Below are 26,899 nucleotides of genomic sequence, written 5' to 3' on the forward strand. Positions count from 1 at the left end.
TATCGGGTACGGCCGTGACTTCCCAGAACGCGCCCCGCGTGATGGGGCCGACCGGCCCGCGGGCGGTGGGGGGCAGCTCGACGAACCGCTTGCTCTGCTCGCCGCCGCCGACGACGTCGCAGCGGTACCAGCGGGCGCCCTTCTCCCACGCCTTCTCCGACGGCCGGAACCATGCCCAGCTCACGACGGTGCGCATCACCACGCTCTCGTCGGCGTCGAGGAAGGTCTCGAAGCGCTCGCCGCACGTCTCGTAGGCGAACGCCCCGAGCTCCGCGGACTCGTAGTCGACGTCGTGCAGCTCGGACGGCAGATCCCCGACCGCGAACGTCTCCGCCGTGTGCCGGTCGGCGCAGTCCACGGCCGGGCTTGCGTTGCTGCGCTGCTCGACGTCCTCCGGGGTGAGCACCCGGCAGGCCCCCAGCTCCGGCGGTTCGACCGAGTCGGCCTGACCCGCGTCGGCGTCGGCGTCGGGGTCGTTGCCGCATCCGGAGAGGACCACCAGGACGACGGCGACGATGGAGGCGAGGCGGACGCCGCTGACGCGCACCCTGTCTCCCTCCGCGAACCTGGTCCGAGCGTGCCGAGCCTACCGGCGTGCCGTCAGTCCATCAGCAGCGCCGCGACCGTCGCTTCGAGCTCGTACGCCGCCGCGGTGTGCTCGTCGGTGAGCAGCCGGACGCCGGCCGTCGGCGAGTGGTGGACCACGAGCAGTCGGGCCATGGGTGCCAGGCTAGGAGACGTGTCCGGGTCGGTGGTCGAGCGTCTCCGCTCCTCGGTGCCCGTGCTCGCGGCACCCATGGCGGGCGGGCCGACGACCCCCGCCCTGGTGCTGGCGGCCTCGGACGCCGGGTCGGCCGGCTTCCTGGCGGCCGGCTACCAGACGCCGGACGCCCTCGTCGCCCAGGTGGAGGAGGTGCGGGCGCGCACCGACGCGTACGGCGTCAACGTGTTCGCACCCAACCCGCTGCCCGTCGATCCCGCGGCGTACGCCGCCTATCGCGAGCTCCTGCTGCCGCTGGCCGACCACTACCAGGTCGACCTGCCCGCCGAGCCGGTCGAGGACGACGACCACTGGCACGCTAAGGTCGACGCCCTCGCGAGTGCCGGGGCACCGGTGGTGTCGTTCACGTTCGGCATCCCGGGCCCGTGGGAGCTGGACCGGCTCCGCCGGTCCGGGAGCCTGCTCGTCCAGACGGTCACCTCGCCCGCCGAGGCTAGGCAGGCCGCCGAGGCCGGCGTGGACGCGCTCGTGGTGCAGTCGCCCGACGCCGGCGGGCACTGGGGGACGCTCACGCCCGCCGCGCCACCGCCGCGGCTGGTGCTACCAGACCTCGTGTCAGCGGTCGCGGCCGTCGTCGACCTGCCGCTGCTCGCGGCCGGCGGCGTCGGCAGCCGGGACGACGTCCGGGCCGCGCTGGCAGCCGGAGCCGAGGCGGTCGCCGTCGGTACGGCGCTGCTGCTCGCCAGGGAGGCGGGCACCAACCCGGCCCACCGAGCCGGGCTGACAGACCGGGGCCGGCCGGTGACCACGCATGCGTTCAGCGGCCGACCGGCCGGTGCGCTGCCCAACGGGTTCCTGGCGGCGTACGACGCAGCAGCGCCGCTCGGCTACCCGGCGCTGCACCACCTGACCGCGCCGATCCGCCGGGCCGCGGCATCGGCGGGTGACTCGGAGCACGTCAACGTCTGGGCGGGCACGGGCTACCGCAGCGCCGAGCACCGGCCGGCGGCGGAGATCCTGCGGGGACTGGCTCCCTAGGACCTAGGTGGCCAGCATCAGGATCATGTCGCGGTCGTAGGTGCGACCGTCGTGCTGCTCGGTGAGGTGCGCGTTGGTGCGCTCGACGAGGTCGTCCTCGTCCTTGCCGACGATCGTCTCGCCACACGGGCACTGGATCCGGGTCTTCACGACGTCACTGTCTCACCCGACGGGTGACGGCGGGTAGGTCGATCCGTCGAGCAGCTCGCGGTCGCCCAGCGGCTCGCTGAGGGGTAGCGGCCGGCTCACGCTCGGGTTGCCCGGACAGTCCTGGCCGCCCTGAGGCGGCGTCGAGGTCCAGTAGACGGTGACCGACTCGTCGGTCTCCACGACGTAGGGGTCGTGCAGGTACGGCGACGGGTCCCTCGCGCTGGTGCAGGTGCGCTCGTTGACGTCGACCCGCGGGTCGGTTGCCGTGCGGTCGAGGTCCGCCCCGTGCAGCTCGACCCAGGTGTGCCCAGGACGTAGGACGGGGGCGAGGTGGCAGTTGCCTCCACCGGACCACACCCACGCGTCGCCTCGACGCTCGATCCCCATGACGAACGCTCCGTCAACCGGCCCGTCCTCGGTCCAGGTGTCGAGTCCGAGCGTGTAGGCGTCGCCGTCGATCTCCAGCAGGCGCCACGGCGTGCCCTCGGCGCCCTTCGTCAGGAACGACAGCTCCAGCTCTCCCGCGTACTTCGGGTTCGCCAACAGTTCCCGGAAGACCTGGGTCATCTCCGATTGCGAGAGCGGGCTCTCGATGCCGGACGCCATGATCGACGGTGACCAGCCGTCGCCGCCGCCGCAGCTCACCTGGATCTCGCCGTCCTTCTCCACGAAAGGCGCCTGGCGGTCGGCGGCTTCGGTCTCGGCCGTGCTCGGGTCGTCGGCGGACGAGGGACCCGGGTCCTCCCCGCAGCCGGCGACGACCAAGGCGGACAGCACGACGGCGGTGCGGAGCAGCATGGCCATGGGACGGACCGTGGGCCTCTCGGGGTTCCGGTGGGCTAAGGTGGTGCCGTCATGATGCGCCTCAAGGACGTTGCTGTCCTCCTCCTTCGCCGCCGCAGCGAGGTCTGAGCCAGAGCCGGACCCCCTCGCTGCGGAGTGAGTGTGTGCGCCGGCCTCTCGAGAACGACTCACCAGAGGACGCACCATGAGGATCCCGCCCCAGCAGCCCAGCCCGATGCCGTTCGGCCGCTACGCGCCGTTCCCGCCGATCGACCTGCCCGACCGCACCTGGCCCGACAAGGTCATCACCCAGGCGCCACGGTGGCTCTCTACCGACCTGCGCGACGGCAACCAGGCGCTCATCGACCCGATGAGCCCGGCCCGCAAGATGACCATGTTCGACCTCCTGGTCAAGATGGGCTACAAGGAGATCGAGGTCGGCTTCCCGGCCGCCAGCGAGACCGACTTCGCGTTCGTCCGCCAGCTCGTCGAGAGCGACCGGATCCCCGACGACGTCACGATCTCGGTGCTGACCCAGGCCCGTGAGGACCTGATCGAGCGCAGCGTGCAGTCCCTGGTCGGCGTACGCCGGGCCAACATCCACCTCTACAACGCCCTGGCCCCGCTGTTCCGGCGGGTGGTCTTCCGGGCCAGCAACGACGAGATCAAGGACATCGCCACCCGCGGGACCGAGATCGTCATGAAGAACGTCGAGAGCTACCTCGACCCGACCGTCATCGGCTACGAGTACAGCCCCGAGATCTTCACCTCGACCGAGCTGCCCTTCTCGCTGGAGGTGTGCGAGGCGGTCTCCGACGTCTGGCAGCCCGAGGACGGTCGCGAGATCATCCTCAACCTGCCGGCCACGGTCGAGGTGGCCACACCCAACGTCTACGCCGACCAGATCGAGTGGTTCGGCCGGCAGCTCACCCGGCGCGCCAACACGGTGATCAGCCTGCACCCGCACAACGACCGCGGCACCGCGGTCGCGGCGACCGAGCTGGCGATGATGGCCGGCGCGGATCGGGTCGAGGGCTGCCTGTTCGGTCACGGCGAGCGCACCGGCAACGTCTGCCTGGTCACCCTGGCGATGAACCTGTTCAGCCAGGGCATCGACCCGCAGGTCGACATCTCCGACATCGACGAGGTACGCCGCACCGTCGAGTACTGCACGCAGCTGCCCGTCCACCCGCGCCACCCCTACGCCGGCGACCTGGTCTACACGGCCTTCTCCGGCTCCCACCAGGACGCGATCAAGAAGGGCCTCGAGGACCTCGAGCAGCGCGCCGCCGAGCAGGGCATCCCCGTGGGCGAGATGCCGTGGGAGGCGCCGTACCTGCCCATCGACCCCAAGGACGTCGGCCGGTCCTACGAGGCGGTCATCCGGGTCAACAGCCAGTCCGGCAAGGGCGGCGTCGCCTACCTGCTGAAGGCCGAGCACAAGCTCGACCTGCCCCGCCGGGCGCAGATCGAGTTCAGCCGGGTCATCCAGGAGCGCACCGACGCCGAGGGCGGGGAGATGACCTCCGACGAGATCTGGCAGGTCTTCAAGGCCGAGTACCTCGACCGCGAGGCCCCGCTCAAGCTCAACTCCGTGCACACCTCGTCGGCGGCGGGGGAGAAGGACGCCCTCGACGTGAACGTCTACGTGGACGGCGAGCTCCGCACCCTGCACGGCGAGGGCAACGGGCCGATCGCGGCGTTCGTCACGGCCATCAACGGGCTCGACCAGAACTACGACGTGCGGGTGCTCGACTACGCCGAGCACGCGCTGAGCTCCGGCGGCGACGCGGTCGCGGCGGCGTACGTCGAGTGCCTGGTGCACGACACCGTCTACTGGGGCGTCGGCATCGACGCGAACATCGTCACGGCGTCGCTCAAGGCGGTCCTCTCCGCGGTGAACCGGGCGGTCCCGGTCTGACCGTCGCCACGTGCGAGGTCTCGAGACGGTCGCTGCGCGACCTCCTCGACCAGCGAGGACTCCGCTACGCGCTGTGCGTCAGCCGGTGCAGCCGCGCCAGCGGGATCCGCACGGTGAACGTCGAGCCCTGGAGGTGCGCCGAGTCGACCTCGATCCGGCCGCCGTGGCCCTGGACGATCGCGGCCACGATGGACAGGCCGAGTCCGGTGCCCTGGATCTGCCGGTGCTGGGCGGTCGAGGCGCGGAAGAACCGCTGGAACAGCTCGTCCTGCTCGTCGATCGGGATGCCGATGCCGGTGTCGCTCACCTTCAGGACCGCCTCGCCGCGCTCCTCGGTGAGCAGCAGCTCGACCTCGCCGCCGTCCTCGGTGAACTTCACCGCGTTGCTCAACAGGTTGATCATGACCCGCTCGAGCTGTGCCCGGTCGCCGGTGACCCGGACCGGGCGCCCGGGTGGGCGGATGATGAGCTTGAGGTCCCGGTCCCTGAGCAGCGGCCGGACGGCGTCCTCCACGGGGCGCAGCGTCTCGACCAGATCGACGGGGTCGTGCCTCCACTGCACGTTGTCCGAGTCGAACCCGCTGAGCATCAGCAGGTCGTTGATCATCGAGATCAGCCGCTGCCCGTTGCGGTCGATGGTGTCTAGGAGCGGCACCTGGGCGGGCAGGGGCTCGGCGACCTCCCCGTCGCGGAGCATCTCGACGTACCCGACGATGCTCGTCACCGGGGTGCGGAGCTCGTGGGAGACCGTCGACACGAACTCGTTCTTGGCCTGGTCCAGGGCGCGCAGGCGCTCGACCGCGGTCCGTTCCTTGTCCAGGGCCGCGATCAGCATCTCCTGGCTGTGCCGCTGCTCGCTGACGTCGCGGGCCACGCAGAGGTAGCCGCTGCGGGCGGCGAGGTCGTCCTGGGAGACGCTGAGCGTCATCGAGACCAGCTGGTCGGCGCCGTCCTTGTTGACCCAGGTCCAGTCCCGGGCCTTGGTCTCGCCGTCGTGGCCGAGACCGCGCACCAGGATGGCGAAGGCCTCCTCGGGGCTGTCCGCGCCGGTCCGCTCCAGGAGCTCGCTGGACTTGAGCAGGTCGACGAACGGCGTCCCGACCAGCTCGTGCCGGTCGAACCCGAGCAGGTGCTCGGTGCCGGAGTTGACCACGCTGATCCGGCCACCGGTGTCGACGCCGACGAGGGCGGTCGTGAACGACGCCTCCATCAGGTGGTTGACCAGCCCGGCCGTCGCCCGCTCGGCCGTCACGTCGATGCCGGTCATCACCGCGAACGCCGAGGCGCCCTGGTCGTCGTGGACGATGTTGGTGTTCCAGACGATCCGCAGCTTCTCGCCCGACCGGGTCAGTGCGTCGGCCTCTCGGGCCACCGGTACGCCGGACCGGTTGGGCCACATGAGGAGGGCCGCGATGTCCTCCGCGTCGGCCGGGACGAGCCCGAGCTCCCACACGGGCCGCCCGATGAGGTGGCTGGCCGGGTAGCCGGTGATCTCGCTGGTCGCCTTGTTGACCCGCAGCACCGTCCCGTCCAGGCCCGTCACCATGATGATGCAGGCCGCCGTGTCGAGGGTGGTGCTGGTGAGCCGCTCGGCGATCTCCAGCGAGCGCCGGGCCTCGTGCTCCGAGGTGACGTCGAGGAGCTGGGCCGCGAGCAGCGGCTCGTCGGAGACCTCGGAGAGCCGGGAGAGCGCCATCGTCACGTGCCCGGCGCGGCTGCCGATCAGGGGGACGTCGGCCTGCCAGCCGTCGCGCTCTCCGGCGAGGGTGCCCTCGAGCGCCTCGCCGAAGTCGTCGTCGAGCTCGACCAGGTCGAGGAGCGACGCGTCCACGAGGTGCTGGCGGTCGCCGCCGAGGATCTCCACGGCGGTGTCGTTGAGGTCGACGATCCGGAGGTCGAGCCCGACCTCGTCGTCGTCACCGTCAGGGGAGGCCGGGACCTCCTCGACGGCGAGGAACACCATGCCGACCAGGGACTCGGTGAAGTTGCGGCGGAAGATCAGCTCGTCGGCGCGGACCCGGTCGAGCAGCACCTCCGACTGCAGCGCGGCCACCGCCAGGGGGAGCGTGATGACCGCCGCGCACAGCAGGAAGAGCTGGGTCGCGGCACCGGCGGCGAGCACGTCCTCGGCCCCTCCGTTGGTCGCGATGGCGAACGGACCGCGACCCTGGGCGTTGAGCAGCGAGACGACGAGGGCGAAGCCGGCGAGCTCGAACGAGAGCACCCGGATGCCGAGCCGCAGCGCACCCCACGTGAGCGCGACCAGCGGGGGCAGGGCGATGATCAGCGTCCCGCTCGGCGCGAAGATCAGCAGGGTCAGGGCCACCAGCATCATGAGCTGGGCGCTGTGCTCGGCCGTCCAGCGACCGACCTTCTGGCCGACGAGCAGGGCCACGGGAAGCAAGGTCACCAGGGCCGCCGCGTGCGAGGCGGCCGTGGACCGCAGCGTCGTCAGGAAGGTGCCGGTACCGGCCAGCTCCACCGTCGTGGCGGCGATCAGCCCGATCACGGCCGCGCCGGCCGCCGCCGTCGCCAGCAGCCGGAGGACGTCCTCCTGGGAGGACAGCCGGGGCGGGCGAGTGAGCCCGGCGGTGAGGACCAGCGCCGCGACCACGCCCTCGGCCGTGTTGGCCAGGCCGAACCCGAGGCTGACCTCCACGGCTCGTCCGCCGGTGAGGTTCGTGGCCACGCTGACGAGGAAGACCGCCGGCACCAGCAGCACCCAGCGCCGCCGCGTGGCGAGGGCGAGCGCCGGGACCGTGAAGGCGGAGGCCGGCCAGAACGTGGCGACGGGGGATCCCTCGGGTGCGAACAGCACCGCGCCCACGCCGGCGGCGTACGCGCCGAGGAGCAGGGCGAACGACAGTGCCCAGCTCCTCCTGGGGTCGGGGGAGGCCACGGACCCAGTGTCTTGCAGCCGGGTCGCCTCCGGAGGCACTTCCGGCACACTCGGCCGGGTTGTTTTCCGACCGTGTTACCGGCCAGTAGTAGCGTGACGCCATGTTGGTCTCCGAGCGCATCGGCCAGTTCTTCCTCGACACCGAGGACGGGCGCGACCGCTTGGAGTACACCGAGTACGGCTCCGGGGACTCTTGGGTGGTGCTGCTCCACGGGCAGCTGATGCCGCGCCGGATGCACCAGCCGCTGGCTCGGTCGCTGGCCGCGGAGGGCCTGCACGTGGTCACCCTCGACCTGCTGGGCCACGGGCGGTCGGACCGGCCCGCGGATCCCCTGGTGTTCTCGATGACCGCGTTCGCCGAGCAGGTCGTGGGGCTGCTCGACCACCTCGGTGCCGAGCAGGCGGTCATCGGCGGCACCTCGCTGGGAGCCAACGTCAGCCTCGAGGTCGCCGACATCGCGCCCGAGCGGGTGCGCGGCCTGATCGTCGAGATGCCGGTGCTCGACAACGCACTGGAGGCGGGGATCCTCGCCTTCGGTCCGCTGCTGTTCGCCGCGCGGTTCTTGCCCTTCACGATCCACGGCGTCCGGCTGCTGACCCGTCCCATCCCGCGGGGCATCGTGCCGTTCTGGACGGGGATCGTCTTGGACACCCTCGACCAGCGCCCCGACTCGGTGGCCGCCGTGGTCCACGGGCTGTTCTTCGGGCGGGTCGCCCCGTCGTCCCGGCGGCGCCGGGCCATCGCCGCGCCCGCCCTTGTCGTGGGGCACCCCGCGGACCCGATCCACCCGGCCGCCGACGCCGCGATGCTGGCCGAGGAGCTCCCCGACGCCACCTTCGTCAAGGCCAAGAACATCCTCGAGTGGCGGTTCTCGCCCGACCGGCTCAACCGGATCGCCGCAGGCTTCGCGCTGCGCTGCTGGGCCGAGCCCAAGAGTGGGCGCCGGCGCACCGGCGCGTGACCACCGGTCACCACCACCGGCGTAGCAGAATCCACAGCGTGCCTCTCTACCGAGACGAGGCGGTCGTCCTGCGCACCCACAAGCTGGCCGAGGCCGACCGGATCGTCACTCTCCTGACCCGCGAGCACGGTCGGGTGCGCGCGGTCGCCAAGGGGGTACGCCGCACCACCTCGCGGTTCGGGTCCCGGCTCGAGCCGTTCACCCACGTGGACCTGATGCTCGCCGAGGGGCGCAACCTGGACACCGTGACCCAGGCCGAGACCCTGAGCTCGTTCTCCGGGACGCTGGGCAACGACTACGAGCGCTACACCGCCGGCACGGTCATGCTCGAGACCGCCGAGCGGCTCGCCTCGGAGGAGCGCCAGCCCTCGGTCCAGCAGTTCCTGCTGCTCGTCGGCGGCCTGCGGGCGATGGCCGCGGGGGAGCACCGTCCGGCGCAGGTCCTCGACTCCTACCTCCTGCGCGCCCTGTCGGTCGCCGGCTACGCGCCCTCGTTCGAGCACTGCGCGCACTGCGGCCTGGAAGGTCCGCACCGGTGGTTCAACCCGTCGATGGGCGGGGTGCTCTGCTCGACCTGCCGGATGCCTGGGTCGGCGAGCCCCGCACCCGAGACGGTCACCCTCCTCGGCGCCCTGCTCGCCGGCGACTGGCCGGTGGTCGAGGCGGCTGCGCCGCGCCAGCTCAGCGAGGCCAGCGGCCTGGTCGCGGCCTACCTCCAGTGGCACCTGGAGCGTGGGCTCCGGTCGCTGGCGCACGTCGAGCGGTCGTGAGACGTCCATGAGGCGAGCCGTCCGGGCGCCCACCCCCCACCCGTCGGGGGCGACGCCACCAGCGATCCCCAAGGACCTGGTGCCCCGGCACGTCGCGATCGTCATGGACGGCAACGGCCGGTGGGCCAAGCAGCGCGGCCTGCCCCGGACCAGGGGGCACGAGGAGGGCGAGAGCTCGCTCTTCGACGTCGTCGAGGGTGCCATCGAGATCGGGGTCAAGGCGATCTCCGCCTATGCGTTCTCCACCGAGAACTGGAGCCGGTCGCCGGACGAGGTCAAGTTCCTCATGGGCTTCAACCGCGACGTGATCCGGCGTCGGCGCGACGAGATGCACGAGCTGGGGGTCAAGGTGCGGTGGGCCGGACGCGCGCCCCGGCTGTGGCGCTCGGTGATCAACGAGCTCCAGGTGGCCGAGGAGCTCACCCGCCGCAACGACGTGCTCACGCTGACCATGTGCGTCAACTACGGCGGACGCGCCGAGCTCGCCGACACGGCCCGGTCGATCGCCCGGGAGGTCGCGGCCGGGCGGCTGAACCCCGACAAGATCGACGAGCGCACGTTCGCCAAGCACCTCTACGTCCCGGAGCAGTCCGACGCCGACCTGGTCTGGCGGACGTCCGGGGAGCAGCGGCTCTCCAACTTCATGCTCTGGCAGGCGGCGTACAGCGAGATGGTCTTCACCGACGTCCTGTGGCCCGACGTCGACCGGCGCCACCTCTGGGCCGCGATCGAGACCTACGCACGGCGCGACCGGCGCTACGGCGGAGCCCCCTAGAGGTCCCCTGAAAACCCCGTCGTCCGCCCCTGCACCGTGCCATTCTCTTCGGAGTCGGCCGGGGTGATGGGGGCCGTGCAGGAGGGCTGGATGGGACCGACGTTGCTGGACCGGGTCCGCGCGTTGGGGCGTGGGCTCGTGGGTCGGGAGGCGCCCGACCCGCGCGTGGCGCAGACGTTGTTCCTGCTCCTCGTGCTCGTTGACCTGTCGCTGCGGAGCAGTGGACCGAGCAGCATCCGGGCCGAGCTGCAGTCCGAGTCCTGGTCGCTCGCCGGGCTGATCGTCGTGCTCGTCGCGCAGGTCATCGCGTCGGTCACGCCCTGGTCCCGCCTCCCGGGGTGGGCTATCGCCACGATCCCCGTGCTCGACCTGCTCGGGCTGGGCATGCTCAGGCTCAACCCGGAGGCGAGCGGCAGCGGGATCCTGGCCGTCGTCCCCACCGTCTGGCTGGTCTGGCAGTTCGGCCATCGCGGCGCGGTCGTCATGACGCTCGCCTGCTTCGGCCTGCTCGGGGTCTCGGGCATCGCCTACTTCGGGCTCGACGGCCAGTCGCTGTCCCGCTCGATCCTCGACCCGTTGGTCACCACCCTGGCCGGCGGGGTCATCTGGGCACTCCTCACCACCGCCCGAGACCGCGAGGCGGAGGCCGATCGCAGGTCCCGGGAGCTCGCAGCCGCGCTCGAGCAGCTCGGGCACACCCGCGCCTTCGCGGACGCGATCTTCGACTCGGTCGACGTGGGGCTGGTGCTGCTCGACAAGGACGGCGCCTACCTCGCCATGAACCGTCGGCACCACGACTTCATGGCGCTGGCCTTCCCCGACGGTCACGCCGGCAAGGCGGGCCAGCTCGGCGACGTGTTCGCCGAGGACGGGGTACGTCGCCTGGCCCAGCACGAGATGCCGAGCCTGCGGGCCGCCCACGGCGAGGAGTTCGACGACATCCGGATGTGGGTGGGGGCGGACCCCGTGACCCGCCGGGCCTGCTCGGTCTCGGCGCGGTCCGTGCACGACGCCGACGGCAACTTCGTCGGTGCCGCGCTGGCCTACACCGACGTCACGGACTTCCTGCGGTCGATGGGGGTGAAGGACGACTTCGTGGCCATGGTGTCCCACGAGTTCCGGACGCCGCTCACCTCGATCCACGGCTACGTCAGCCTCCTGCTGGACGAGGAGGATCGGCTGCGCCCCGGCGACGCCCACTACCTCAAGGTGGTGGCCCGCAACACCGAGCGGCTGCACCGGCTCGTGACCGACCTGCTGTCCTCGGCGCAGCACGACGGCCGCCCGATGGAGCTCGAGCGGATCCCCACCAACGTCTGCGAGATCGTCCGAGCATCGGTCGAGTCGGCGCGTCCGGCGGCGGAGGACAAGGGCCTGTCGCTGAGCGTCGAGATGCCGACGTACCTGCGGATCATGGTCGACCCGCAGCGGTTCGCGCAGGTCATCGACAACCTGGTGAGCAACGCGGTGAAGTACACGCCCACGGGTGGAAGCGTGTCCGTCACCCTCACCGGGCACGACGACCACGTCGAGCTCGCGGTCGCGGACACGGGCATCGGCATCGACCCCAACGACCGGGACCGGCTCTTCACGAGGTTCTTCCGCACCCGGGACGCCGAGGAGCGCTCCATCCAGGGCATCGGCCTGGGTCTGTCGATCACCAAGAAGATCGTCGAGACGCACGGCGGGCGGATCGACGTGGAGAGCAGCGACAAGGGGAGCACGTTCCGGGTGTGGCTGCCCCTCGACCTCGTCCTCGCCGAGGGGGACGAGCAGGCGCGGGAGGACCTGGCGATGCTCGCCGAGATCGAGCGGCTGCGGATCAGCTAGCCGGCCGTCCTAACAGCTCGGGCAGGTCCCGAAGATCTCCAGGGTGTGGCTGACGTCGGCGAAGCCGTGCTCGTCGGCGATCGCCCGGGTCCACCGTTCGACCGCGGGCCCCTCGACCTCGACCGTCCGGCCGCAGGCGCGGCACACCAGGTGGTGGTGGTGCGAGTCCGAGCAGCGTCGGTAGATCGCCTCGCCGTCCTCGGTGCGCAGCATGTCGACCTCGCCGGCGTCGGCGAGCCGCTGGAGGGTCCGGTAGACGGTGGCCAGTCCCACCGGCTCACCGCGGCGGCCGAGGAGGTCGTGGATCTCCTGGGCCGAGCGGAAGTCGTCGAAGGAGTCCATCGCCTCGACGACCGCCAGACGTTGCTTGGTCGGACGCAGGCCGCCACTAGTGCTCGTCATAGTGCTCTCCATGGGCGGCGTGCCGGTGCGCACCGTGCACGTAGTCGACGTGGTCGCCGTGCCGCACCGCGACGTGGCCGCAGTCCGGTCCGTGGTCGTGCGGGTGGGCCTCGGTGTCGACGTGGTCGAGTGGCGGGACGCCGGCATCGGCCGGGAACGGGGCGGTCAGACGTTGCCGTCGGCGAAGCCAGGCACCGATCGGCCAGGTGACCACGAAGCCGGCGAGAGCCAGCAGCACGATCGTCGGCCCCGGCATCACGTCGGCCCCCGGCGGCGCGAACGCCGCGACCAGCAGGCCGCCGAGCGACGCGGTCACCCCCAGGGCCATCGCCGCCGTGAGCGTCGTGCGGAACGACCGGGTGAGCTGCTGGGCGGTCGCGACGGGCACCACCATCAGCGCGGAGACCAAAAGCAGCCCGACGGTGCGCATCGCGACGGTGACGCTCACCGCCGCCAGCACCGCGATCAGGATGTTGTAGGCCCGGACCCGCAGCCCCGCGACCCGGGCGAAGTCCTGGTCCTGGGCGACCGCGAACAGCTGTGGTGCCAGGCCCACACAGGTCAGGACCACGATCGCGGCGAGGACCATCGTGACGACCACGTCGGTCACGTCGATGGTGGTGATCGAGCCGAACAGGTAGGACTGCAGCGTGGCGGCCCCGGAGCCTGCCAGCCCCGCCACCAGCACGCCGCCGGCGAGGCCGCCGTAGAAGAGGAGGGCGAGCGCCACGTCGCCGTTGGTGATGCCGCGCTCTCGGATCACCTCGATGGCCACTGCCCCGAGGACGGCGACGACCACGGCGGTCCAGGTGGGCGAGGTGCCGGTCAGCAGGCCGAGCGCGACGCCGGTGACGGCGACGTGCCCGATGCCGTCGCCCATGAGGGCAAGCCGTCTCTGCACCAGGTAGGTGCCGACCGCCGGCGCGGCCAGGCCGATGAAGACCGCGGCGATCAGCGCGCGCTGCATGAACGGCAGCGTCAGGATCTCGTGCAGGCTCACCCCACGCCTCCCTCGATCGGGCTCGAGAGCCGCACGGCGTGACCATGGTCGTGCGGGTGGTCGGCGTGCTCGTGGTGATGGTGGTGCGCGGGCGGGAGCCCGTGGTCGGCCAGCGGCGTCCCGTCTCGGACGATCCGGCCGTCACGCATCAGCACCGCCCGCGAGACCAGCGGCGCCAAGGGGCCGAGCTCGTGGGCGACCAGGACGATCGTCGATCCCCGGGACCCGAGCTCGGCCAGGGTCGCGGCCAGGGCTTGCTGGTTGACGAGGTCGACGCCTGCGGTCGGCTCGTCGAGGAGCAGCATCTCCGGCTCACCCGCCAGCGCCCGGGCGATCAGGACCCGCTGCTGCTGGCCACCGGAGAGCCTGGCGATGCTGTCGCGGGACCGGTGCGCGAGCCCGACCACGTCCAGCGCGTCGGCGATCGCGGCTCGGTCGGCCTTCGACAGCGGCCGGAAGAGCCGGCGCCGCCCGAGTCGCCCGGCGGCGACGATCTCCCAGACCGAGGCCGGGACTCCCGAGCCGGCTCCGGCCCGCTGCGGGACGTAGCCGAGGCGAGACCACTGGTCGAAGTCCGTGATCGGGGTACCGAACAGCTCCAGGGTCCCGGTCGTCAGCGGTAGCAGCCCGGTCAGCGCGCGGACCAGGGTGGACTTCCCGGACCCGTTGGCGCCCATCAGCGCGAGGAAGTCCCCGGTCCGCACGGTCAGGTCGATCCCGCGCAGGATCGGACGCCCGTCGATGGCGACGGCGCCGTCGTGCAGGTGGACCGGGTCCGTCATGGGCAGCCGTTGGCCGTCCTGAGGGCGTCGAGGTTCTTCGTCATCAGGCTGATGTAGTCCTCACCCTCGGTCTCGTCGGTCAGGCCCTCGACCGGGTCGAGCACCGCCGTGGTCACGCCTGCGTCTCGCGCCAGCGTATCCGTGAGGTCCTGCGGCGCGAGGCGCTCGCCGAAGACCGTCGTGATGCCCTCCTCCTCGATGAGCCGGTTGAGCCGTGCCAGGTCCGAGGGGGTCGGCTCGGCGTCGGGGGAAAGGCCGGCGATCGGCTCGAACTCCAGGCCGTAGGCCGTCAGGTAGGCGAAGGCGTCGTGGCTGACGACCACGATGTCGCGCTCGCAGCCCTCGAGCCCGGTCGCGTACGCCGTGTCGAGTGCCTCGAGATCGGCGCGGAGGTCGTCGGCGTTGGCCGCGTAGTCCTCCGCGTTGTCCGGGTCGAGGTCCGCCAGCTCGTCGGCGATGGCGTCCGCGAGGTCGGCGAGACGGACCGGGTCCTGCCAGAAGTGCGGGTCGAGGTCGCCGTGGTCGTGGTCCTCCTCGCCCTCGTCGTGCTCGTCGTGCGCCGCCTCGTCGCCGTGGTCCTCGGCGTGCAGCAGGTCCACCACCTCCGCCGCGTCGATGACCGACCCCTCGGCGCTCGTCTCGACGGCGTCGTCGATGGCGGGCTGGAACCCGAGCTCGAAGACGACGAGGTCGGCCCGGGCGATGGCCGCGGTCTCCTGGATCGTGACGCCCAGCTCGTGCGGTTCCTGGCCGGGGACGGTCAGGTTCTCGACGTCGACGAGGTCGCCGCCGACCCGCTGCGCGGCGTACTGGAGAGGGTAGAACGCCGCGACGACACGCACGCCGTCGTCGTCCGCGGTCCCGTCGTCCCCCGAGAAGGCCGAGCAGGCGGAGGTGCCGGCGAGGACGAGGGCGGTGAGGACCGGGACGACGACGGAGCGCATGAGAACGATTATCAAAGCGATTGAGAATGATTGTCAACTCGCGTCGGGGTAGCGTCCTGGGTGTGCTCGTGGTCAGTCGGTTCCGGGTCCCGGTCGACGAGGGCGAGCGGTTCCGGACCGAGCTCCAACAGGCGCTCGACGCGCTCGCCGAGCGTCCCGGCCACCTCGCGGGCACGATCGGTCGCAACGTCGACGAGCCGGAGCTGTGGGTGCTCACGACCCGGTGGGAGCACGTCGGCGCCTACCGGCGGGCGCTGTCGGCGTACGACGTGAAGCTGCGCGCGGTCCCGCTGCTCAGCCGGGCCCTGGACGAGCCGAGCGCCTACGAGGTCGTCGAGCCGGGGACCGTCCTCAATACGCGGTCGACACGCTCGATAACCTGAGCGAATGCCGAAAGCCCCGCCGTCCGCAGTTGACAAGGTCGTCTCCCTCGCCAAGCGGCGGGGGTTCGTCTACCCGTGCGGGGAGATCTACGGCGGCACCCGGTCGGCCTGGGACTACGGCCCGCTCGGGGTGGAGCTCAAGGAGAACATCAAGCGCCAGTGGTGGAAGGCGATGGTCCAGCAGCGCGACGACATGGTCGGGCTGGACTCGTCGATCATCCTGCCGCGCCAGGTGTGGGAGGCCAGCGGTCACGTCGACACCTTCACCGACCCGCTGACCGAGTGCCAGTCGTGCCACCGGCGGTTCCGCGCCGACCACCTCCAGGAGGAGGTCGCGGAGAAGAAGGGTCGCCAGGGGGAGCAGGTGGACCCTGACGACGTCGACCTGTCCACGGTCGCCTGCCCCAACTGCGGCACCCGTGGCGCCTGGACCGAGCCCCGTCAGTTCTCCGGCCTGCTCAAGACCTACCTCGGCGTCATCGAGAACGAGGAGGGGCTGCACTACCTGCGCCCGGAGACCGCGCAGGGCATCTTCATCAACTTCGCCAACGTGGTGACCAGCTCCCGGGCCAAGCCGCCGTTCGGCATCGCGCAGATCGGCAAGAGCTTCCGCAACGAGATCACGCCCGGCAACTTCATCTTCCGGACCCGCGAGTTCGAGCAGATGGAGATGGAGTTCTTCGTCAAGCCGGGTGAGGACGCGGAGTGGCACCAGTACTGGATCGACGAGCGCACCCGGTGGTACGTCGACCTCGGCATCGACGCCGACAACCTGCGCCACTACGAGCACCCGCAGGAGAAGCTGAGCCACTACTCGACCAGGACCGTCGACATCGAGTACCGCTTCCGCTTCCAGGGCTCGGAGTGGGGCGAGCTCGAGGGCATCGCCAACCGCACCGACTTCGACCTCACCACGCACTCGAAGCACTCGGGCCAGGACCTGTCGTACTTCGACCAGGCCGCCAACGAGCGCTACACCCCCTACGTGATCGAGCCGGCGGCCGGTCTCTCGCGCAGCCTGATGACGTTCCTGGTCGACGCCTACAGCGAGGATGAGGCGCCCAACACCAAGGGTGGCGTCGACGTGCGCACCGTGCTGCGCCTCGACCCGCGGCTGGCGCCCGTCAAGGTCGCCGTGCTGCCGCTGAGCCGCAACGCCGACCTGTCGCCGAAGGCGAAGGCCCTCGGCGCCGAGCTGCGCAAGGCCTGGAACGTCGACTTCGACGACTCCGGGGCGATCGGCCGCCGCTACCGGCGCCAGGACGAGATCGGGACGCCGTACTGCGTGACCGTCGACTTCGAGACCCTCGAGGACGACGCGGTCACGGTCCGGGAGCGCGACTCCATGCAGCAGGAGCGGGTCCCGCTGGCCGGGATCACGTCCTACTTCGCCGAGCGTTTCGTCGGCTGCTGAGGTCGGACGGAGTGCACACTGACCGGGTGACCGGACGACTGTCGCGCGCCCTCGTCTGTGGCGTGCTCGGCCTGGCGCTGGTGGGTTGCTCGGACGACTCCGACGACCCGGGCGACCCGGAGAACTCCACGTCCGGTGCGTCGTCGAGTGCGTCCGGCTCGGACTCGGGGTCGGCCAGCCCCAGCGACTCGCTGCTGGTGCCGGACGGCGTCGAGCTGACCGACCAGGGCGCGAGCCTCGAGGTGGGTGAGACCGCCACCGTCGCGTACGAGGTCCGTCAGGGCATCGTCGGTGTCCTCGACATCACCGTGTCGCGGCTGGAGAAGACGTCGTTCGAGGAGTCCTTCGTCGGCTGGGACCTGAGCGACGAGACCAGGACGGCCAAGCCGTACTTCGTCCGGGCGACGGTCGCCAACCGGGGCGAGACCGACCTGGCCGAGCTGCGCCTGCAGCCGCTCTACGCCCTCGACGCCACCGACACGCTGGTCGAGTCCACCCTGTTCGGCAGCACGTTCAAGCCGTGCAACCCGGACGCGTTCCCCGCCCCGTTCCCGCCCGGAGCGACCGTGGACCTGTGCCTGGTCTACCTCGTCCCGAACAAGGGCGACCTGGTCGCCGCGAGCTTCCGGCCGACCGAGACCGACATCCCGATCACGTGGACCGGCGAGGTGAAGAAGCCCAAGCCCCCGAAGGACGACAAGGGCAAGCCGAAGCCACGCAGTGCGGGCGGAGCGGCGGGCTGATTCCACGGTTGCCAGGTCGGTCACCGACAATGGCAGCGTGTCCACGACGGTGCTGCCGACCGGCCTCAGACTGGGGTCGCTGCACGTCGCGACCCCCGTGGTGCTGGCGCCGATGGCGGGGATCACCAACGCGGCGTACCGACGGCTCTGCGCCGAGCAGGGCGCGGGCCTCTACGTCTGCGAGATGATCACCAGCCGCGGCATCGTCGAGCGGGACCCGGTCACGCTCGGGATGCTCGTCTTCGACGAGCTCGAGACCGTGCGGTCGGTGCAGCTCTACGGCACGGACCCGGTCTACGTCGGCAAGGCCGCCGAGATCCTGTGCGCCGAGTACGGCGTGCGGCACATCGACCTCAACTTCGGCTGCCCGGTCCCCAAGGTCACCCGCAAGGGCGGGGGAGGCGCGCTGCCGTGGAAGCGAGGACTGCTCGGCCGCATCCTCGAGGAGGCGGTGTCCGCCGCGATGCCGTACGACGTGCCGGTGACGATGAAGACCCGCAAGGGCATCGACGAGGACCACCTGACCTTCCTCGATGCCGGCCGGATCGCCCAGGAGGCCGGCTGTGCGGCCATCGCACTGCACGGGCGGACGGTCGCGCAGTCCTACTCCGGCAGGGCCGACTGGGACGCGATCGGCGCGCTCGTGCAGCACGTGGACATCCCGGTGCTGGGCAACGGCGACATCTGGGAAGCCGGTGACGCCCTGCGGATGATGCAGCAGACCGGCGCCGCGGGCGTCGTGGTGGGGCGCGGCTGCCTGGGCCGCCCGTGGCTGTTCCGCGACCTGGCGGCGGCCTTCGCGGGCGAGACGGTGGCCACGTTGCCGACCCTCGGCGAGGTCGCCGCGATGATGCGCCGGCACGCGGAGCTCCTGGTGCAGCACCTGGGGGAGGAGCGCGGCTGCAAGGAGTTCCGCAAGCACGTGTCCTGGTATCTCAAGGGCTTCGCCGCTGGTGGCGAGATGCGTCGGGCGCTCGCCCTGATCTCCACCCTTGCCGAGCTGGACGCCCTCCTCTCCCGGCTCGACCCGGACGAGCTGTTCCCGGTGAGCGAGCTCGGCTCGCCGCGGGGCCGTCAGGGGTCACCGCGCGACAAGGTCGCGCTGCCCGAGGGCTGGCTCCGCGACACCGACGGTGCCGAGGTGCACCTGTCCGAGGACGCGACCGAGGTCACAGGCGGCTGACTGAAAACCGACTATCTCAGGCGTGAATGGGGCATTCGTGACCAGCGACACGTCCAAAAACTGCTCAGGAGATTGGCTAGGGCTCCGATGGGTGTGGTTGAGTCGATCGCCGTCCACCCGTGAGAACCACGGTGGACAGTCCTGTCTTCAACAGCAAAGGATCCATCGCTGTGGCAGATCATCGCCACAAGCGGGACACCAATGCCCGCCGCAAGCCCCGCGCCGTCACCGTCGTGGCCCCTCTCGCCTTGATGGCGACCGTCTCCGCGGTCGGCCTCGGCGTGCTGGCCAGCGACCCGGTGGTCGACACCGTGGTGGCCCAGACCACGACCGACGACGTCGTGGTCGACCGCACCGACACCCCGGTGACCCGCTCGACCTCCCGGCTCGCTGCCCTCGACACCCAGGTCGAGGTCAAGACCCCGAACGCGATGTCGAAGGCGGCCATCCGGGCGGCCATCAAGAAGGCCGACACCCGGCTGTGGACCACCGACGAGCTGAACATCTGGGACGAGCCCGGAAGCAAGGCGGAGAAGCTCGGTGAGATCGAGGCCGGCAAGAGGGTCCTCGTCACCGGCCGCGAGATGTGGGGCCGCAGCGAGGTCGTGATCGGCGGCAAGTCGCGCTGGGTGACCTCCGGCTACTTCTCGGACGAGGAGCCCCCGACGCTGGGTGGCGAGTGCACCAACGGCACCTCCGTGGCCAGCGGCGTGAGCTCGTCGATCGTGGCGATCCACCGGGCCGTGTGCGCGAACTTCCCCGAGATCAGCACCTACGGCACCCTCCGTGGTGGCGGTGGCGACCACGGCTCCGGCCGGGCCGTCGACATCATGGTGAGCGGCGCCCGGGGCTGGGAGATCGCCAACTTCATCCGCGAGAACTACGCGGCCCTCGGCGTCTCCTACATCATCTACTCCCAGAGCATCTGGTCGGTCGAGCGGTCCGGCGAGGGCTGGCGCGGGATGTCCAGCCGCGGGTCCGCCACTGCTAATCACTACGACCACGTTCACGTGTCGGTGTTCTGAGGAAGCCCGAAGGGCTGACGAGGAACACCGCGCGGGAACGTGTCATCGCCGAGTCGGCGGTACTGCACCACGCGCGAAGCGCCACACCGGCAGTAGCGCCGACTCGGCGCACGCGGCACGCAGCCGAGCGTGAACGCAAACTCGGCGCACGCTGAGCCAGACTCTCCTCATGCAGGCAGAGACCATCCCGATCCTGCCGAGCGCGGACTTCGACGTGTCGGCCTCGTTCTGGGCCGGCTTCGGCTTCGTCGAGATCGGCCGGTGGCCGGAGTACCTGATCGTCCGCCACCCGGCGCTGGAGATCGAGCTGCACTTCTGGTCCGACGCGACCGTGGACCGGTGGACCAACGACGTCGCCTGCTACATCCGCTTCGGGAGCCCCGAGGAGGCCGTGGCCTGCCACGCGCGGTGGGCCGGCGTCGCCGTCCCGGAGCCCGCCCGTCTCAGCGCCCCGCAGGCCGAGTCCTGGGGTGCGGTGGAGTTCCACGTGATCGACCTGCACGGCAACCTGGTCCGCCTCGGAGGGTTCCCGGCCACCTCGGACTGAGGCGGGGGCGGGCCGCCCTAAGGTGGCACCGATGGACGCCGAGGACCTCTACGACGCGCACTCACGTGAGCGGCTCGTGGCGGAGCCGCCCAAGCGCGTCGACGCGCCCGTCCGGACGCCGTTCGAGCGGGACCGGGCCCGGCTGGTCCATGCCGCGGCCTTCCGGCGGCTGGCCGCGAAGACCCAGGTGGTCGGGCCCGAGACCGACGACTTCGTCCGCAACCGGCTGACGCACAGCCTCGAGGTCGCCCAGGTCGCCCGGGACCTCTCGCGGGCGCTGGGCAGCCAGCCCGACATCGCCGAGACGGCCGCCTTGGCGCACGACCTCGGGCACCCGCCGTTCGGGCACAACGGTGAGCGGGCGCTCGCCGAGCTGAGCGAGCCGTGCGGCGGCTTCGAGGGCAACGCCCAGACGCTCCGGTTGCTCACCCGGCTGGAGGCCAAGACCACGGGCGCGGACGGGCGCTCGGTCGGGCTCAACCTGACCCGGGCGACGCTGGACGCGTGCACGAAGTACCCGTGGCCACGTGACCCGGCCAACCCCAAGTTCGGCGTGTACGACGACGACCTGCCGGTCTTCGACTGGCTCCGGGCCGGCGCCCCGGACGGACGCCTGTGCCTCGAGGCGCAGGTCATGGACCTCGCCGACGACGTCGCCTACTCCGTCCACGACGTCGAGGACGGCATCGTCGCCGGCAAGATCGAGCTGACCACCATGGACCGGGCCGCGGTGTGGTCCACGGTCCGCTCGTGGTACCTGCCGTCCGTCACCGACGACGAGCTGGAGGACGTCCTGGCCGGCCTCCAGGGGCAGGGCAGCTGGCCGACCCGGGCCTACGACGGGAGCCGGGGCTCGCTGGCCGCGCTCAAGAACCTCACCAGCGACCTGATCGGCCGCTTCTGCGGCGCCGTGCAGGCCGCCACCTTCGCCGCCGGCGCGGGCCCGTTCATCCGCTACCAGGCGGACCTGGTCGTCCCCGAGCGCACCCGCCTGGAGATCGCGGTGCTCAAGGGGATCGCCGCGCACTACGTCATGCAGACCCAGGACCGGCTCGACCTGATGGTGCGCCAGCGCGAGCTGATCGCCGAGCTCGTGGCCGTCCTGCTCGACCGGGGAGAGACCGCTCTCGAGCCGTCGCTGCGCGGCGACTGGCGCGACGCCGCCGACGACCAGGCCCGGCTCCGCGTGGTCGTCGACCAGGTCGCCTCGCTCACCGACGTCAGTGCGCTCACCTGGCACACCCGGCTGTGTCGGGGGGCCCCATGAGCGCGCCGCTGGTCTGGATGCCGTTCGACCCGGCCGAGCTCGCCCTCGACGAGGGGTCGGGCCCGCCCGTCGGCCTGCGCTACGAGGTCGTCGACCCGTCCCGACACGTGCCGGACACGGTGTCAGAGGTCGAGTTCTACGTCACGCCCTACGTGTTCGACGTCCGGGCCAGCGAGGTGCTGGCCGAGATGAGCTCGCTCCGCGTGGTCCAGACCCTGACCGCCGGCGTCGACCACATCCGAGGTCATGTGCCCGACGGCGTGCTGCTGTGCAACGGGCGCGGGATCCACGACACGTCGGCCGCCGAGCTGGCCGTCACGCTCGTCCTGGCCTCGCTGCGCGGGATCCCCGGCTTCGTCCGTCACCAGGACCAGCGTCGCTGGCACTACGAGTGGCGGCCGGCGCTCGCGGACCGGCGGGTCGTGATCGTGGGCCACGGCGCCATCGGCGAGGCGATCGAGCGCCGTCTGGTCCCGTTCGAGACCGACGTCGTCCGGGTCGCCCGGACCGCACGGCCCGGTGTGCACGCGATCGACGAGCTGCCCGACCTGCTGCCGGGCGCCGACGTGGTCGTCCTGGTCGTTCCTCTGACCGACGAGACCAGGGGACTGGTGGACGCCGGGTTCCTGGCCCGGATGAAGGACGGCGCGCTGCTGGTCAACGTCGCCCGCGGCCCGGTGGTGGTCGAGGCCGACCTGGTCGCGGCGCTGGAGTCCGGCCGGATCACCGCCGCCGTCGACGTCGTCGACCCGGAGCCGCTGCCCGAGGACAGCCCGCTGTGGACCGCGCCGGGCCTCCTCATCTCCCCGCACGTCGGAGGAGCGAGCAGCGCGATGTGGCCGCGTGCCTACCGGCTCGTCCGCGACCAGCTGTGCCGGTTCGCTGCGGGCGAGGAGCCTGTGAACGTCATGACCGGCGACTACTAGACCCGGCCTAGGATCACCTCATGGCAGGCCGGATCCGCGACGAGAGCATCGCCGAGGTCCGTGAGAAGGCCCTGATCGACGACGTGGTCGGTCAGTACGTCACCCTTCGCAACGCCGGCGGCGGCTCCCAGAAGGGACTCTGCCCGTTCCACGACGAGAAGACACCGTCGTTCAACGTGTCGCCGTCGAGACAGACCTGGCACTGTTTCGGCTGCGGCGAAGGTGGCGACGTCATCTCCTTCCTCCAGAAGATCGACGGCCTGACCTTCGTCGAGTCGGTCGAGCGGCTGGCCGACAAGTACGGCGTCCAGCTCAAGCGCGAGGAGGGCGACGTCCGCGACGACCGCCCCCGCGGTCCGCAGCGCGGCAAGCTGATCGAGGCCAACCGGGTGGCCCAGCAGTTCTACGCCGAGCAGCTGGTGACCCCGGCCGCGGCGCAGGCGCGGCAGTTCCTGACCGAGCGGGGCTTCGACGGCGAGGCGGCCGAGCGGTTCGGCCTGGGGTTCGCACCACGAGGCGGCGAGGACCTCCTCAAGCACCTCCGGCAGCGCGGCTTCTCCGAGGAGGAGTGCATCGCCGCCGGACTGGTGGCGCAGAGCCAGCGGCAGGGCAGCTCCGGCTACGACCGGTTCCGCGGCAGGCTGCTGTGGCCGATCCGGGAGACCTCGGGCGAGACCATCGGGTTCGGCGCGCGCCGGATCTTCGAGGACGACCGGATCGAGGCGAAGTACCTCAACACCCCCGAGACGGCGCTCTACAAGAAGAGCAAGGTGCTCTACGGCATCGACCTGGCCCGCAAGCAGATGGGCCTGACGTCCCAGGCGGTGGTCGTCGAGGGCTACACCGACGTGATGGCCTGCCACCTGGCCGGGGTGGGCGCCGCGGTCGCGTCGTGCGGGACCGCGTTCGGCGACGAGCACGCCAAGATCCTGCGCCGGCACATGGCCGACCACGACGAGTTCCGCGGTGAGGTCATCTTCACCTTCGACGGCGATGCCGCCGGGCAGGCCGCGGCGCTCAAGGCGTTCGCCGGCGACCAGAACTTCGCCTCGCAGACCTACGTCGCCGTCGAGCCCGACGGGCTCGACCCGTGCGACCTGCGGATCAAGCACGGCGACGCGGCGGTGCGCGAGCTGGTCGCCCGCCGGGTGCCGCTCTACCGCTTCGTGCTCAGCAACGTGGTGGCGAAGTACGACCTCGACCGGGCGGACGGCCGGGTCGACGCGCTGCGCGAGAGCGCCCGGCTGGTCTCGAGCATCCGCGACAAGTCCAAGGTCGACGCGTTCGCCCGCGAGATCGCCGGCATGGTGGGCGTGGACATCGAGGAGGCCCGGTCCGAGGTCCGCCGGGCCGGCAACCGGTCACGTCCGTCGTCGGCCTCGACCTCGGCCGTCGCCCCAGCGGCTACCGACCCGGCCACGCCCCCACGACGTCAGCTGCCCGACCTGCGCGACCCGCGGTTCGCGATCGAGCGGGAGACGCTCAAGCTGGTCATCCAGCACCCCATGGTGATCGGCCGGACCACCAACGACGTCGGCCCCGAGGACTTCATGCACCCGACCTACCGCGCGGTGTGGGAGCTGGTCGCGGCCGGTGGTGGCCCGCTCGCCGGTGCGTCCGACCCCGGCTGGTCGGCGCGGCTTCGGGAGGCGGCGCAGGAGCGTGAGGACGCGGCCCTCGTCTCGGCCGTGAGCGCGCTGTCGGTGGAGCCGATCCGCACGGACAAGGAGCCCGACGCGGCGTACGTCGTCCAGCACGTCGTCCGGCTCCTCGAGCTCACGGCGCTGCGCCGGATCGCGGCGGTGAAGTCCAGGCTCCAACGCACCAACCCGGTCGAGGAGGCCGAGACCTACAACCGGATGTTCGGGGAGCTCGCGGCGCTCGAGGCGCACCGCCGGGCGCTGCGCGACCGGATCGTGGGCACCGAGTGACGGCGGTGGACCGGTGAGGCTGCCGCACCGCAGGCCCTCGATCGAGCTGGTGTCGGGTGAGTCCGAGCTCGCCCGCGCCGAGAGCGAGGCCGGTCTCGTGGTGGGCACCCGGGACGCGCTGTACGTCCCCACCAACGTCGGCCACGTCCGGGTCCCGTGGGAGCAGGTCGAGTCGGCGGACTGGGACAGCGACGGGGACCGGCTGCGGGTCCGCGAGGTGGGGACCTGGGGTGAGCCCCGACCCGAGTACCTGCTCACCATCGCCGACCCGGGTCGCCTCCTGGAGCTGGTGCGCGAGCGGGTCACCGCCACCGTGGTGCTGCAACGCCACGTCGCGGTCGAGGGCCGCCGCGGTGTCCGGGTGATCGCCCGGCGCGCACCGTCCGGCCCCCGTGAGGTCACCTGGCTGTTCGAGTACGACGAGGGGATCGACCCGGCCGACCCCCAGGTCGTGCAGGCCGCGGACCGGGCGCTGGCGACCGCCCAGGCGGACGTCGGCCTGTGAGGCTAGCGATTTCGGACCGGCCCTGACGCCTTGCTAAGGTTCACCGCCGATCCCCCGTAGCTCAACTGGCAGAGCATTCGACTGTTAATCGAAGGGTCGTTGGTTCGAATCCAACCGGGGGAGCAACTCGCCAGGTGGCTGCCGGCTCCGTACGGCGTTCGCCACGCCGCGAGTCTCGTCCGCGGGACGGACGCCGGCGCACGCCGGGACCTTGGGCCCTGACCAGGGTGGCCGGGCAGGACGACCCTGGCCTCATCGGCACGACCGAGGAGGCACGGCGATGTCCACAGGGACGGACTACGACTCTGGCGCACCGACCATCGAGGTGTGCATCTACGAGCAGGGCCAGCTGCTGACGCGTGAGCTCTGCGAGAGCGAGGAGGACGCCGCGGTGGTGGTCGAGCGGTGGTCCGACGTGCCCGGCGCCTACGTCGTGGTCGACGACCTCACCACGAAGCACGGCCCGGACGACATCCTCGCGCCCGAGGACCCGTCCCTGGACGACGACCACCCCATCGCCACGGCGCCGCCACCCGGCTACGGGACCGAGTGAGAGAGATCGTCCAGGTGCGCTGGTCAGGCACCGGCCACGACTGGATGCCAGGCGCGGTACCCCAGGGACGTCGATGACCCGAATGGACCAGGCGGACTAGTGAGGTGGGACGACCACCCGAGCCGCCGAACGGGCACACTCCTGCCGTCCCTCTGGTCACTTGCCTCACTCCTCTGCTCTGATCGGCGTGCGCCGACCGGGACTGCCCGGTGCGGCACGACACACCCCGATGCGGGGCGCCCGTGGATTCCCCCCGGCACCGGCGCCCCGCATCAGTCGCGCCGGGTGACCTACCCTGGTCCCGATGGCGGTGGGGCTCGCCGACAACCGCAGCGGATGCTGCCAACAGTCCCTACCTTGCAGATCGCGAACGCACGGTAGGAGGCCCATGTCCCAGCACATCCCCGTCGACCCGGACGTCGACCTGCACGTGCCGGCGCAGCGACGGGAGTGGAGCCGGCACCGGTTCGTCCTGCCGGTGATCGCGATCGGCGGCATGCTCGGCGCCAGTGCCCGCTACGCAGCCGCCGAGGCCTGGCCCATGGCGACGGACGAGCTGCCGTGGACGACCCTGGCGGTCAACGCGCTCGGATGCCTGCTGATCGGCGTGCTCATGGTGTTCGTGGTCGACCTGGGTGGGGCCCACCCGCTGCTGCGGCCGTTCCTCGGCGTCGGCGTCCTCGGCGGGTTCACCACCTTCTCGACCTACACGGTCGAGACCCATGGCCTGATCCAGGCCGGGCGGCCGGGGCTCGCCCTGGGCTACTGGGCCGGCACGCTCGTGGTGGCGCTGGTGGCCGTGTCGGTCGGCGTCCTCGGCACCAGGACCGCGCTGCGCGCGGGTGGCCGGGACCGGCGGTCCGACCGATGACCGGGCTGCTCTGGGTGTGCCTGGGGGCGGCGCTCGGCGCTCCCGGCCGGTACCTGGTCGACCGGGCGGTCCAGGCTCGCCACGACAGCGTGATGCCGTGGGGGACCATGCTGGTCAACGTCGTCGGCTCGTTCGCCCTGGGCGTCCTGACCGGTCTGTCCACGAGCCACGAGGTCCCTGATGCGGTCTCGCTGACGCTCGGGATGGGTCTGTGCGGTGCCCTCACGACGTACAGCACGTTCGGCTACGAGATGTTCCGCCTCCTCGAGGACGGCGCCCGGCGCTCCGCCGTGCTCAACGCCGGCATCAGCCTGGTCGCGGGCGTGGGGTTCGCGGCCCTCGGGTATGCCCTCGGCGTTGCCCTGTGAGCGGCCCTCGGCCGGGTCGGCAACGGTCGCCGGGCTAGGGTCTGCTGGGCCGCAGCGCGAGGGGCGGTAGCTCAGTCGGTCAGAGCAGAGGACTCATAATCCTTGGGTCGTGGGTTCGAGCCCCACCCGCCCTACGACGCACGGGGGCGAGGTCAGCCCTCGCCGGCGATCAGGTAGCCGTCGCCGCTCTCCTGGAGCCGTAGCCG

Annotated in this window: 27 protein-coding genes and 2 tRNA genes; 21 read left to right on the top strand and 8 right to left on the bottom strand. The window is 71.4% G+C overall.

Translation table 11 applies throughout. The features are described from left to right. The coding region (locus tag JHD21_RS07260) for a septum formation family protein (protein WP_292672877.1) at positions 1-547 on the bottom strand (547 nt) is incomplete at its 3' end. A gap of 192 nt (positions 548-739) precedes the next feature. On the opposite strand from JHD21_RS07260, the gene JHD21_RS07265 reads away from it, so the two are divergent. Continuing rightward, the gene (locus JHD21_RS07265; protein ID WP_292672878.1) at positions 740-1,759 is read left to right on the top strand and encodes a nitronate monooxygenase; all 1,020 of its coding nucleotides are present in this window, start codon (positions 740-742) and stop codon (positions 1,757-1,759) included. A gap of 3 nt (positions 1,760-1,762) precedes the next feature. Here the strand turns inward: JHD21_RS07265 and JHD21_RS07270 are convergent, their stop codons facing one another. Further along, a complete protein-coding gene (locus JHD21_RS07270; protein ID WP_292672879.1) occupies positions 1,763-1,909 on the bottom strand; it encodes a hypothetical protein in 147 nt (48 codons plus the stop codon). A 12-nt stretch (positions 1,910-1,921) separates the two neighbouring features. After that, the gene (locus JHD21_RS07275) at positions 1,922-2,713 is read right to left on the bottom strand and encodes a hypothetical protein (protein ID WP_292672881.1); all 792 of its coding nucleotides are present in this window, start codon (positions 2,711-2,713) and stop codon (positions 1,922-1,924) included. Between the two features lie 184 nt (positions 2,714-2,897). Here JHD21_RS07275 and leuA point away from each other — a divergent pair, with 184 nt between their 5' ends. Continuing rightward, positions 2,898-4,613, top strand: coding sequence for a 2-isopropylmalate synthase (gene leuA / locus JHD21_RS07280; RefSeq protein WP_292672883.1), 1,716 nt, complete (start codon positions 2,898-2,900; stop codon positions 4,611-4,613). Between the two features lie 64 nt (positions 4,614-4,677). Here leuA and JHD21_RS07285 read toward each other — a convergent pair whose 3' ends face one another. Then, entirely contained in the window at positions 4,678-7,512 is a 2,835-nt protein-coding gene (locus tag JHD21_RS07285) for an ATP-binding protein (protein WP_292672884.1), read from the bottom strand. A gap of 101 nt (positions 7,513-7,613) precedes the next feature. On the opposite strand from JHD21_RS07285, the gene JHD21_RS07290 reads away from it, so the two are divergent. The 4 genes from JHD21_RS07290 (at position 7,614) to JHD21_RS07305 (ending at position 11,849) form a co-directional block, all read left to right on the top strand. Then, positions 7,614-8,474 carry an alpha/beta hydrolase gene (locus JHD21_RS07290; RefSeq protein WP_292672886.1) on the top strand — a complete coding sequence of 287 codons (861 nt, stop codon included), beginning with the start codon at positions 7,614-7,616 and terminating at the stop codon, positions 8,472-8,474. Between the two features lie 38 nt (positions 8,475-8,512). Next, positions 8,513-9,244 (top strand): DNA repair protein RecO, encoded by a 732-nt coding sequence (gene recO, locus JHD21_RS07295; protein ID WP_292672887.1) that lies wholly within the window; start codon positions 8,513-8,515, stop codon positions 9,242-9,244. Between the two features lie 7 nt (positions 9,245-9,251). After that, on the top strand, positions 9,252-10,019 hold the full coding sequence (locus tag JHD21_RS07300; RefSeq protein WP_292672889.1) for an isoprenyl transferase: 768 nt from the start codon (positions 9,252-9,254) through the stop codon (positions 10,017-10,019). A gap of 90 nt (positions 10,020-10,109) precedes the next feature. Further along, a complete protein-coding gene (locus JHD21_RS07305) occupies positions 10,110-11,849 on the top strand; it encodes a PAS domain-containing sensor histidine kinase (protein WP_292672891.1) in 1,740 nt (579 codons plus the stop codon). A gap of 9 nt (positions 11,850-11,858) precedes the next feature. On the opposite strand, the gene JHD21_RS07310 is transcribed toward JHD21_RS07305, so the two are convergent. The 4 genes from JHD21_RS07310 to JHD21_RS07325 are packed head-to-tail and all read right to left on the bottom strand — an operon-like array spanning position 11,859 to position 14,977. Then, the gene (locus tag JHD21_RS07310) at positions 11,859-12,251 is read right to left on the bottom strand and encodes a Fur family transcriptional regulator (protein ID WP_292672893.1); all 393 of its coding nucleotides are present in this window, start codon (positions 12,249-12,251) and stop codon (positions 11,859-11,861) included. Beyond that, complete coding sequence (locus JHD21_RS07315; protein WP_292672894.1) at positions 12,238-13,251, bottom strand: metal ABC transporter permease; 1,014 nt, start codon at positions 13,249-13,251, stop codon at positions 12,238-12,240. The genes JHD21_RS07310 and JHD21_RS07315 overlap by 14 nt, the downstream gene beginning before the upstream one ends. Further along, positions 13,248-14,033, bottom strand: coding sequence for an ABC transporter ATP-binding protein (locus tag JHD21_RS07320; protein ID WP_292672895.1), 786 nt, complete (start codon positions 14,031-14,033; stop codon positions 13,248-13,250). Before JHD21_RS07320 ends, JHD21_RS07315 begins: the two co-directional genes overlap by 4 nt. Then, positions 14,030-14,977, bottom strand: a complete 948-nt coding sequence (locus JHD21_RS07325; protein ID WP_292672896.1) for a metal ABC transporter substrate-binding protein — start codon at positions 14,975-14,977, stop codon at positions 14,030-14,032. The genes JHD21_RS07320 and JHD21_RS07325 overlap by 4 nt, the downstream gene beginning before the upstream one ends. Before the next feature lie 62 nt (positions 14,978-15,039). On the opposite strand from JHD21_RS07325, the gene JHD21_RS07330 reads away from it, so the two are divergent. From JHD21_RS07330 to JHD21_RS07400, 15 genes are all read left to right on the top strand, one after another. After that, a complete protein-coding gene (locus JHD21_RS07330) occupies positions 15,040-15,360 on the top strand; it encodes an antibiotic biosynthesis monooxygenase family protein (RefSeq protein ID WP_292672898.1) in 321 nt (106 codons plus the stop codon). Between the two features lie 4 nt (positions 15,361-15,364). Then, on the top strand, positions 15,365-16,774 hold the full coding sequence (locus JHD21_RS07335) for a glycine--tRNA ligase (RefSeq protein WP_292672899.1): 1,410 nt from the start codon (positions 15,365-15,367) through the stop codon (positions 16,772-16,774). A 26-nt stretch (positions 16,775-16,800) separates the two neighbouring features. After that, positions 16,801-17,517, top strand: a complete 717-nt coding sequence (locus JHD21_RS07340) for a hypothetical protein (RefSeq protein ID WP_292672901.1) — start codon at positions 16,801-16,803, stop codon at positions 17,515-17,517. A gap of 37 nt (positions 17,518-17,554) precedes the next feature. After that, complete coding sequence (gene dusB / locus JHD21_RS07345; RefSeq protein WP_292672903.1) at positions 17,555-18,700, top strand: tRNA dihydrouridine synthase DusB; 1,146 nt, start codon at positions 17,555-17,557, stop codon at positions 18,698-18,700. A gap of 170 nt (positions 18,701-18,870) precedes the next feature. Then, positions 18,871-19,725 (top strand): hypothetical protein, encoded by an 855-nt coding sequence (locus tag JHD21_RS07350; RefSeq protein ID WP_292672905.1) that lies wholly within the window; start codon positions 18,871-18,873, stop codon positions 19,723-19,725. A gap of 169 nt (positions 19,726-19,894) precedes the next feature. Beyond that, on the top strand, positions 19,895-20,272 hold the full coding sequence (locus tag JHD21_RS07355) for a hypothetical protein (RefSeq protein WP_292672907.1): 378 nt from the start codon (positions 19,895-19,897) through the stop codon (positions 20,270-20,272). Positions 20,273-20,303: 31 nt separating this feature from the next. After that, a complete protein-coding gene (locus tag JHD21_RS07360; RefSeq protein ID WP_292672909.1) occupies positions 20,304-21,539 on the top strand; it encodes a deoxyguanosinetriphosphate triphosphohydrolase in 1,236 nt (411 codons plus the stop codon). Continuing rightward, positions 21,536-22,465, top strand: coding sequence for a 2-hydroxyacid dehydrogenase (locus JHD21_RS07365; protein ID WP_292672911.1), 930 nt, complete (start codon positions 21,536-21,538; stop codon positions 22,463-22,465). The genes JHD21_RS07360 and JHD21_RS07365 overlap by 4 nt, the downstream gene beginning before the upstream one ends. Positions 22,466-22,485: 20 nt before the next feature. Further along, positions 22,486-24,396, top strand: coding sequence for a DNA primase (gene dnaG, locus JHD21_RS07370; RefSeq protein ID WP_292672913.1), 1,911 nt, complete (start codon positions 22,486-22,488; stop codon positions 24,394-24,396). A gap of 13 nt (positions 24,397-24,409) precedes the next feature. Beyond that, complete coding sequence (locus tag JHD21_RS07375) at positions 24,410-24,901, top strand: hypothetical protein (RefSeq protein ID WP_292672915.1); 492 nt, start codon at positions 24,410-24,412, stop codon at positions 24,899-24,901. A gap of 50 nt (positions 24,902-24,951) precedes the next feature. Further along, positions 24,952-25,024: transfer RNA gene (locus JHD21_RS07380), tRNA-Asn, on the top strand. A 157-nt stretch (positions 25,025-25,181) separates the two neighbouring features. Then, positions 25,182-25,454 carry a hypothetical protein gene (locus JHD21_RS07385; RefSeq protein ID WP_292672917.1) on the top strand — a complete coding sequence of 91 codons (273 nt, stop codon included), beginning with the start codon at positions 25,182-25,184 and terminating at the stop codon, positions 25,452-25,454. Positions 25,455-25,842: 388 nt separating this feature from the next. Next, the gene (gene crcB / locus JHD21_RS07390) at positions 25,843-26,325 is read left to right on the top strand and encodes a fluoride efflux transporter CrcB (RefSeq protein WP_292672919.1); all 483 of its coding nucleotides are present in this window, start codon (positions 25,843-25,845) and stop codon (positions 26,323-26,325) included. Continuing rightward, entirely contained in the window at positions 26,322-26,693 is a 372-nt protein-coding gene (gene crcB, locus JHD21_RS07395) for a fluoride efflux transporter CrcB (protein ID WP_292672921.1), read from the top strand. Before crcB (JHD21_RS07390) ends, crcB (JHD21_RS07395) begins: the two co-directional genes overlap by 4 nt. 60 nt (positions 26,694-26,753) lie before the next feature. Next, positions 26,754-26,827 (top strand) — tRNA-Ile (locus tag JHD21_RS07400). Positions 26,828-26,899 lie beyond the last annotated feature (72 nt).

Origin of the sequence: Nocardioides sp., from assembly GCF_016462705.1 — a bacterium.
In the GTDB taxonomy this organism is placed as follows: Bacteria; Actinomycetota; Actinomycetes; order Propionibacteriales; family Nocardioidaceae; genus Nocardioides.

What these genes read in the sequence shown, in the direction of transcription:
- dnaG (WP_292672913.1), top strand. Translation starts at nt 22,486, where the DNA reads ATGGCAGGCCGGATCCGCGACGAGAGCATCGCCGAGGTCCGTGAGAAG.
- JHD21_RS07275 (WP_292672881.1), bottom strand. Translation starts at nt 2,713, where the DNA reads ATGGCCATGCTGCTCCGCACCGCCGTCGTGCTGTCCGCCTTGGTCGTC.
- JHD21_RS07320 (WP_292672895.1), bottom strand. Translation starts at nt 14,033, where the DNA reads ATGACGGACCCGGTCCACCTGCACGACGGCGCCGTCGCCATCGACGGG.
- crcB (WP_292672919.1), top strand. Translation starts at nt 25,843, where the DNA reads ATGTCCCAGCACATCCCCGTCGACCCGGACGTCGACCTGCACGTGCCG.
- JHD21_RS07385 (WP_292672917.1), top strand. Translation starts at nt 25,182, where the DNA reads ATGTCCACAGGGACGGACTACGACTCTGGCGCACCGACCATCGAGGTG.
- JHD21_RS07305 (WP_292672891.1), top strand. Translation starts at nt 10,110, where the DNA reads ATGGGACCGACGTTGCTGGACCGGGTCCGCGCGTTGGGGCGTGGGCTC.
- leuA (WP_292672883.1), top strand. Translation starts at nt 2,898, where the DNA reads ATGAGGATCCCGCCCCAGCAGCCCAGCCCGATGCCGTTCGGCCGCTAC.
- JHD21_RS07325 (WP_292672896.1), bottom strand. Translation starts at nt 14,977, where the DNA reads ATGCGCTCCGTCGTCGTCCCGGTCCTCACCGCCCTCGTCCTCGCCGGC.
- JHD21_RS07355 (WP_292672907.1), top strand. Translation starts at nt 19,895, where the DNA reads ATGCAGGCAGAGACCATCCCGATCCTGCCGAGCGCGGACTTCGACGTG.
- JHD21_RS07290 (WP_292672886.1), top strand. Translation starts at nt 7,614, where the DNA reads ATGTTGGTCTCCGAGCGCATCGGCCAGTTCTTCCTCGACACCGAGGAC.
- JHD21_RS07365 (WP_292672911.1), top strand. Translation starts at nt 21,536, where the DNA reads ATGAGCGCGCCGCTGGTCTGGATGCCGTTCGACCCGGCCGAGCTCGCC.
- JHD21_RS07335 (WP_292672899.1), top strand. Translation starts at nt 15,365, where the DNA reads ATGCCGAAAGCCCCGCCGTCCGCAGTTGACAAGGTCGTCTCCCTCGCC.
- crcB (WP_292672921.1), top strand. Translation starts at nt 26,322, where the DNA reads ATGACCGGGCTGCTCTGGGTGTGCCTGGGGGCGGCGCTCGGCGCTCCC.
- JHD21_RS07360 (WP_292672909.1), top strand. Translation starts at nt 20,304, where the DNA reads ATGGACGCCGAGGACCTCTACGACGCGCACTCACGTGAGCGGCTCGTG.
- JHD21_RS07300 (WP_292672889.1), top strand. Translation starts at nt 9,252, where the DNA reads ATGAGGCGAGCCGTCCGGGCGCCCACCCCCCACCCGTCGGGGGCGACG.
- JHD21_RS07310 (WP_292672893.1), bottom strand. Translation starts at nt 12,251, where the DNA reads ATGACGAGCACTAGTGGCGGCCTGCGTCCGACCAAGCAACGTCTGGCG.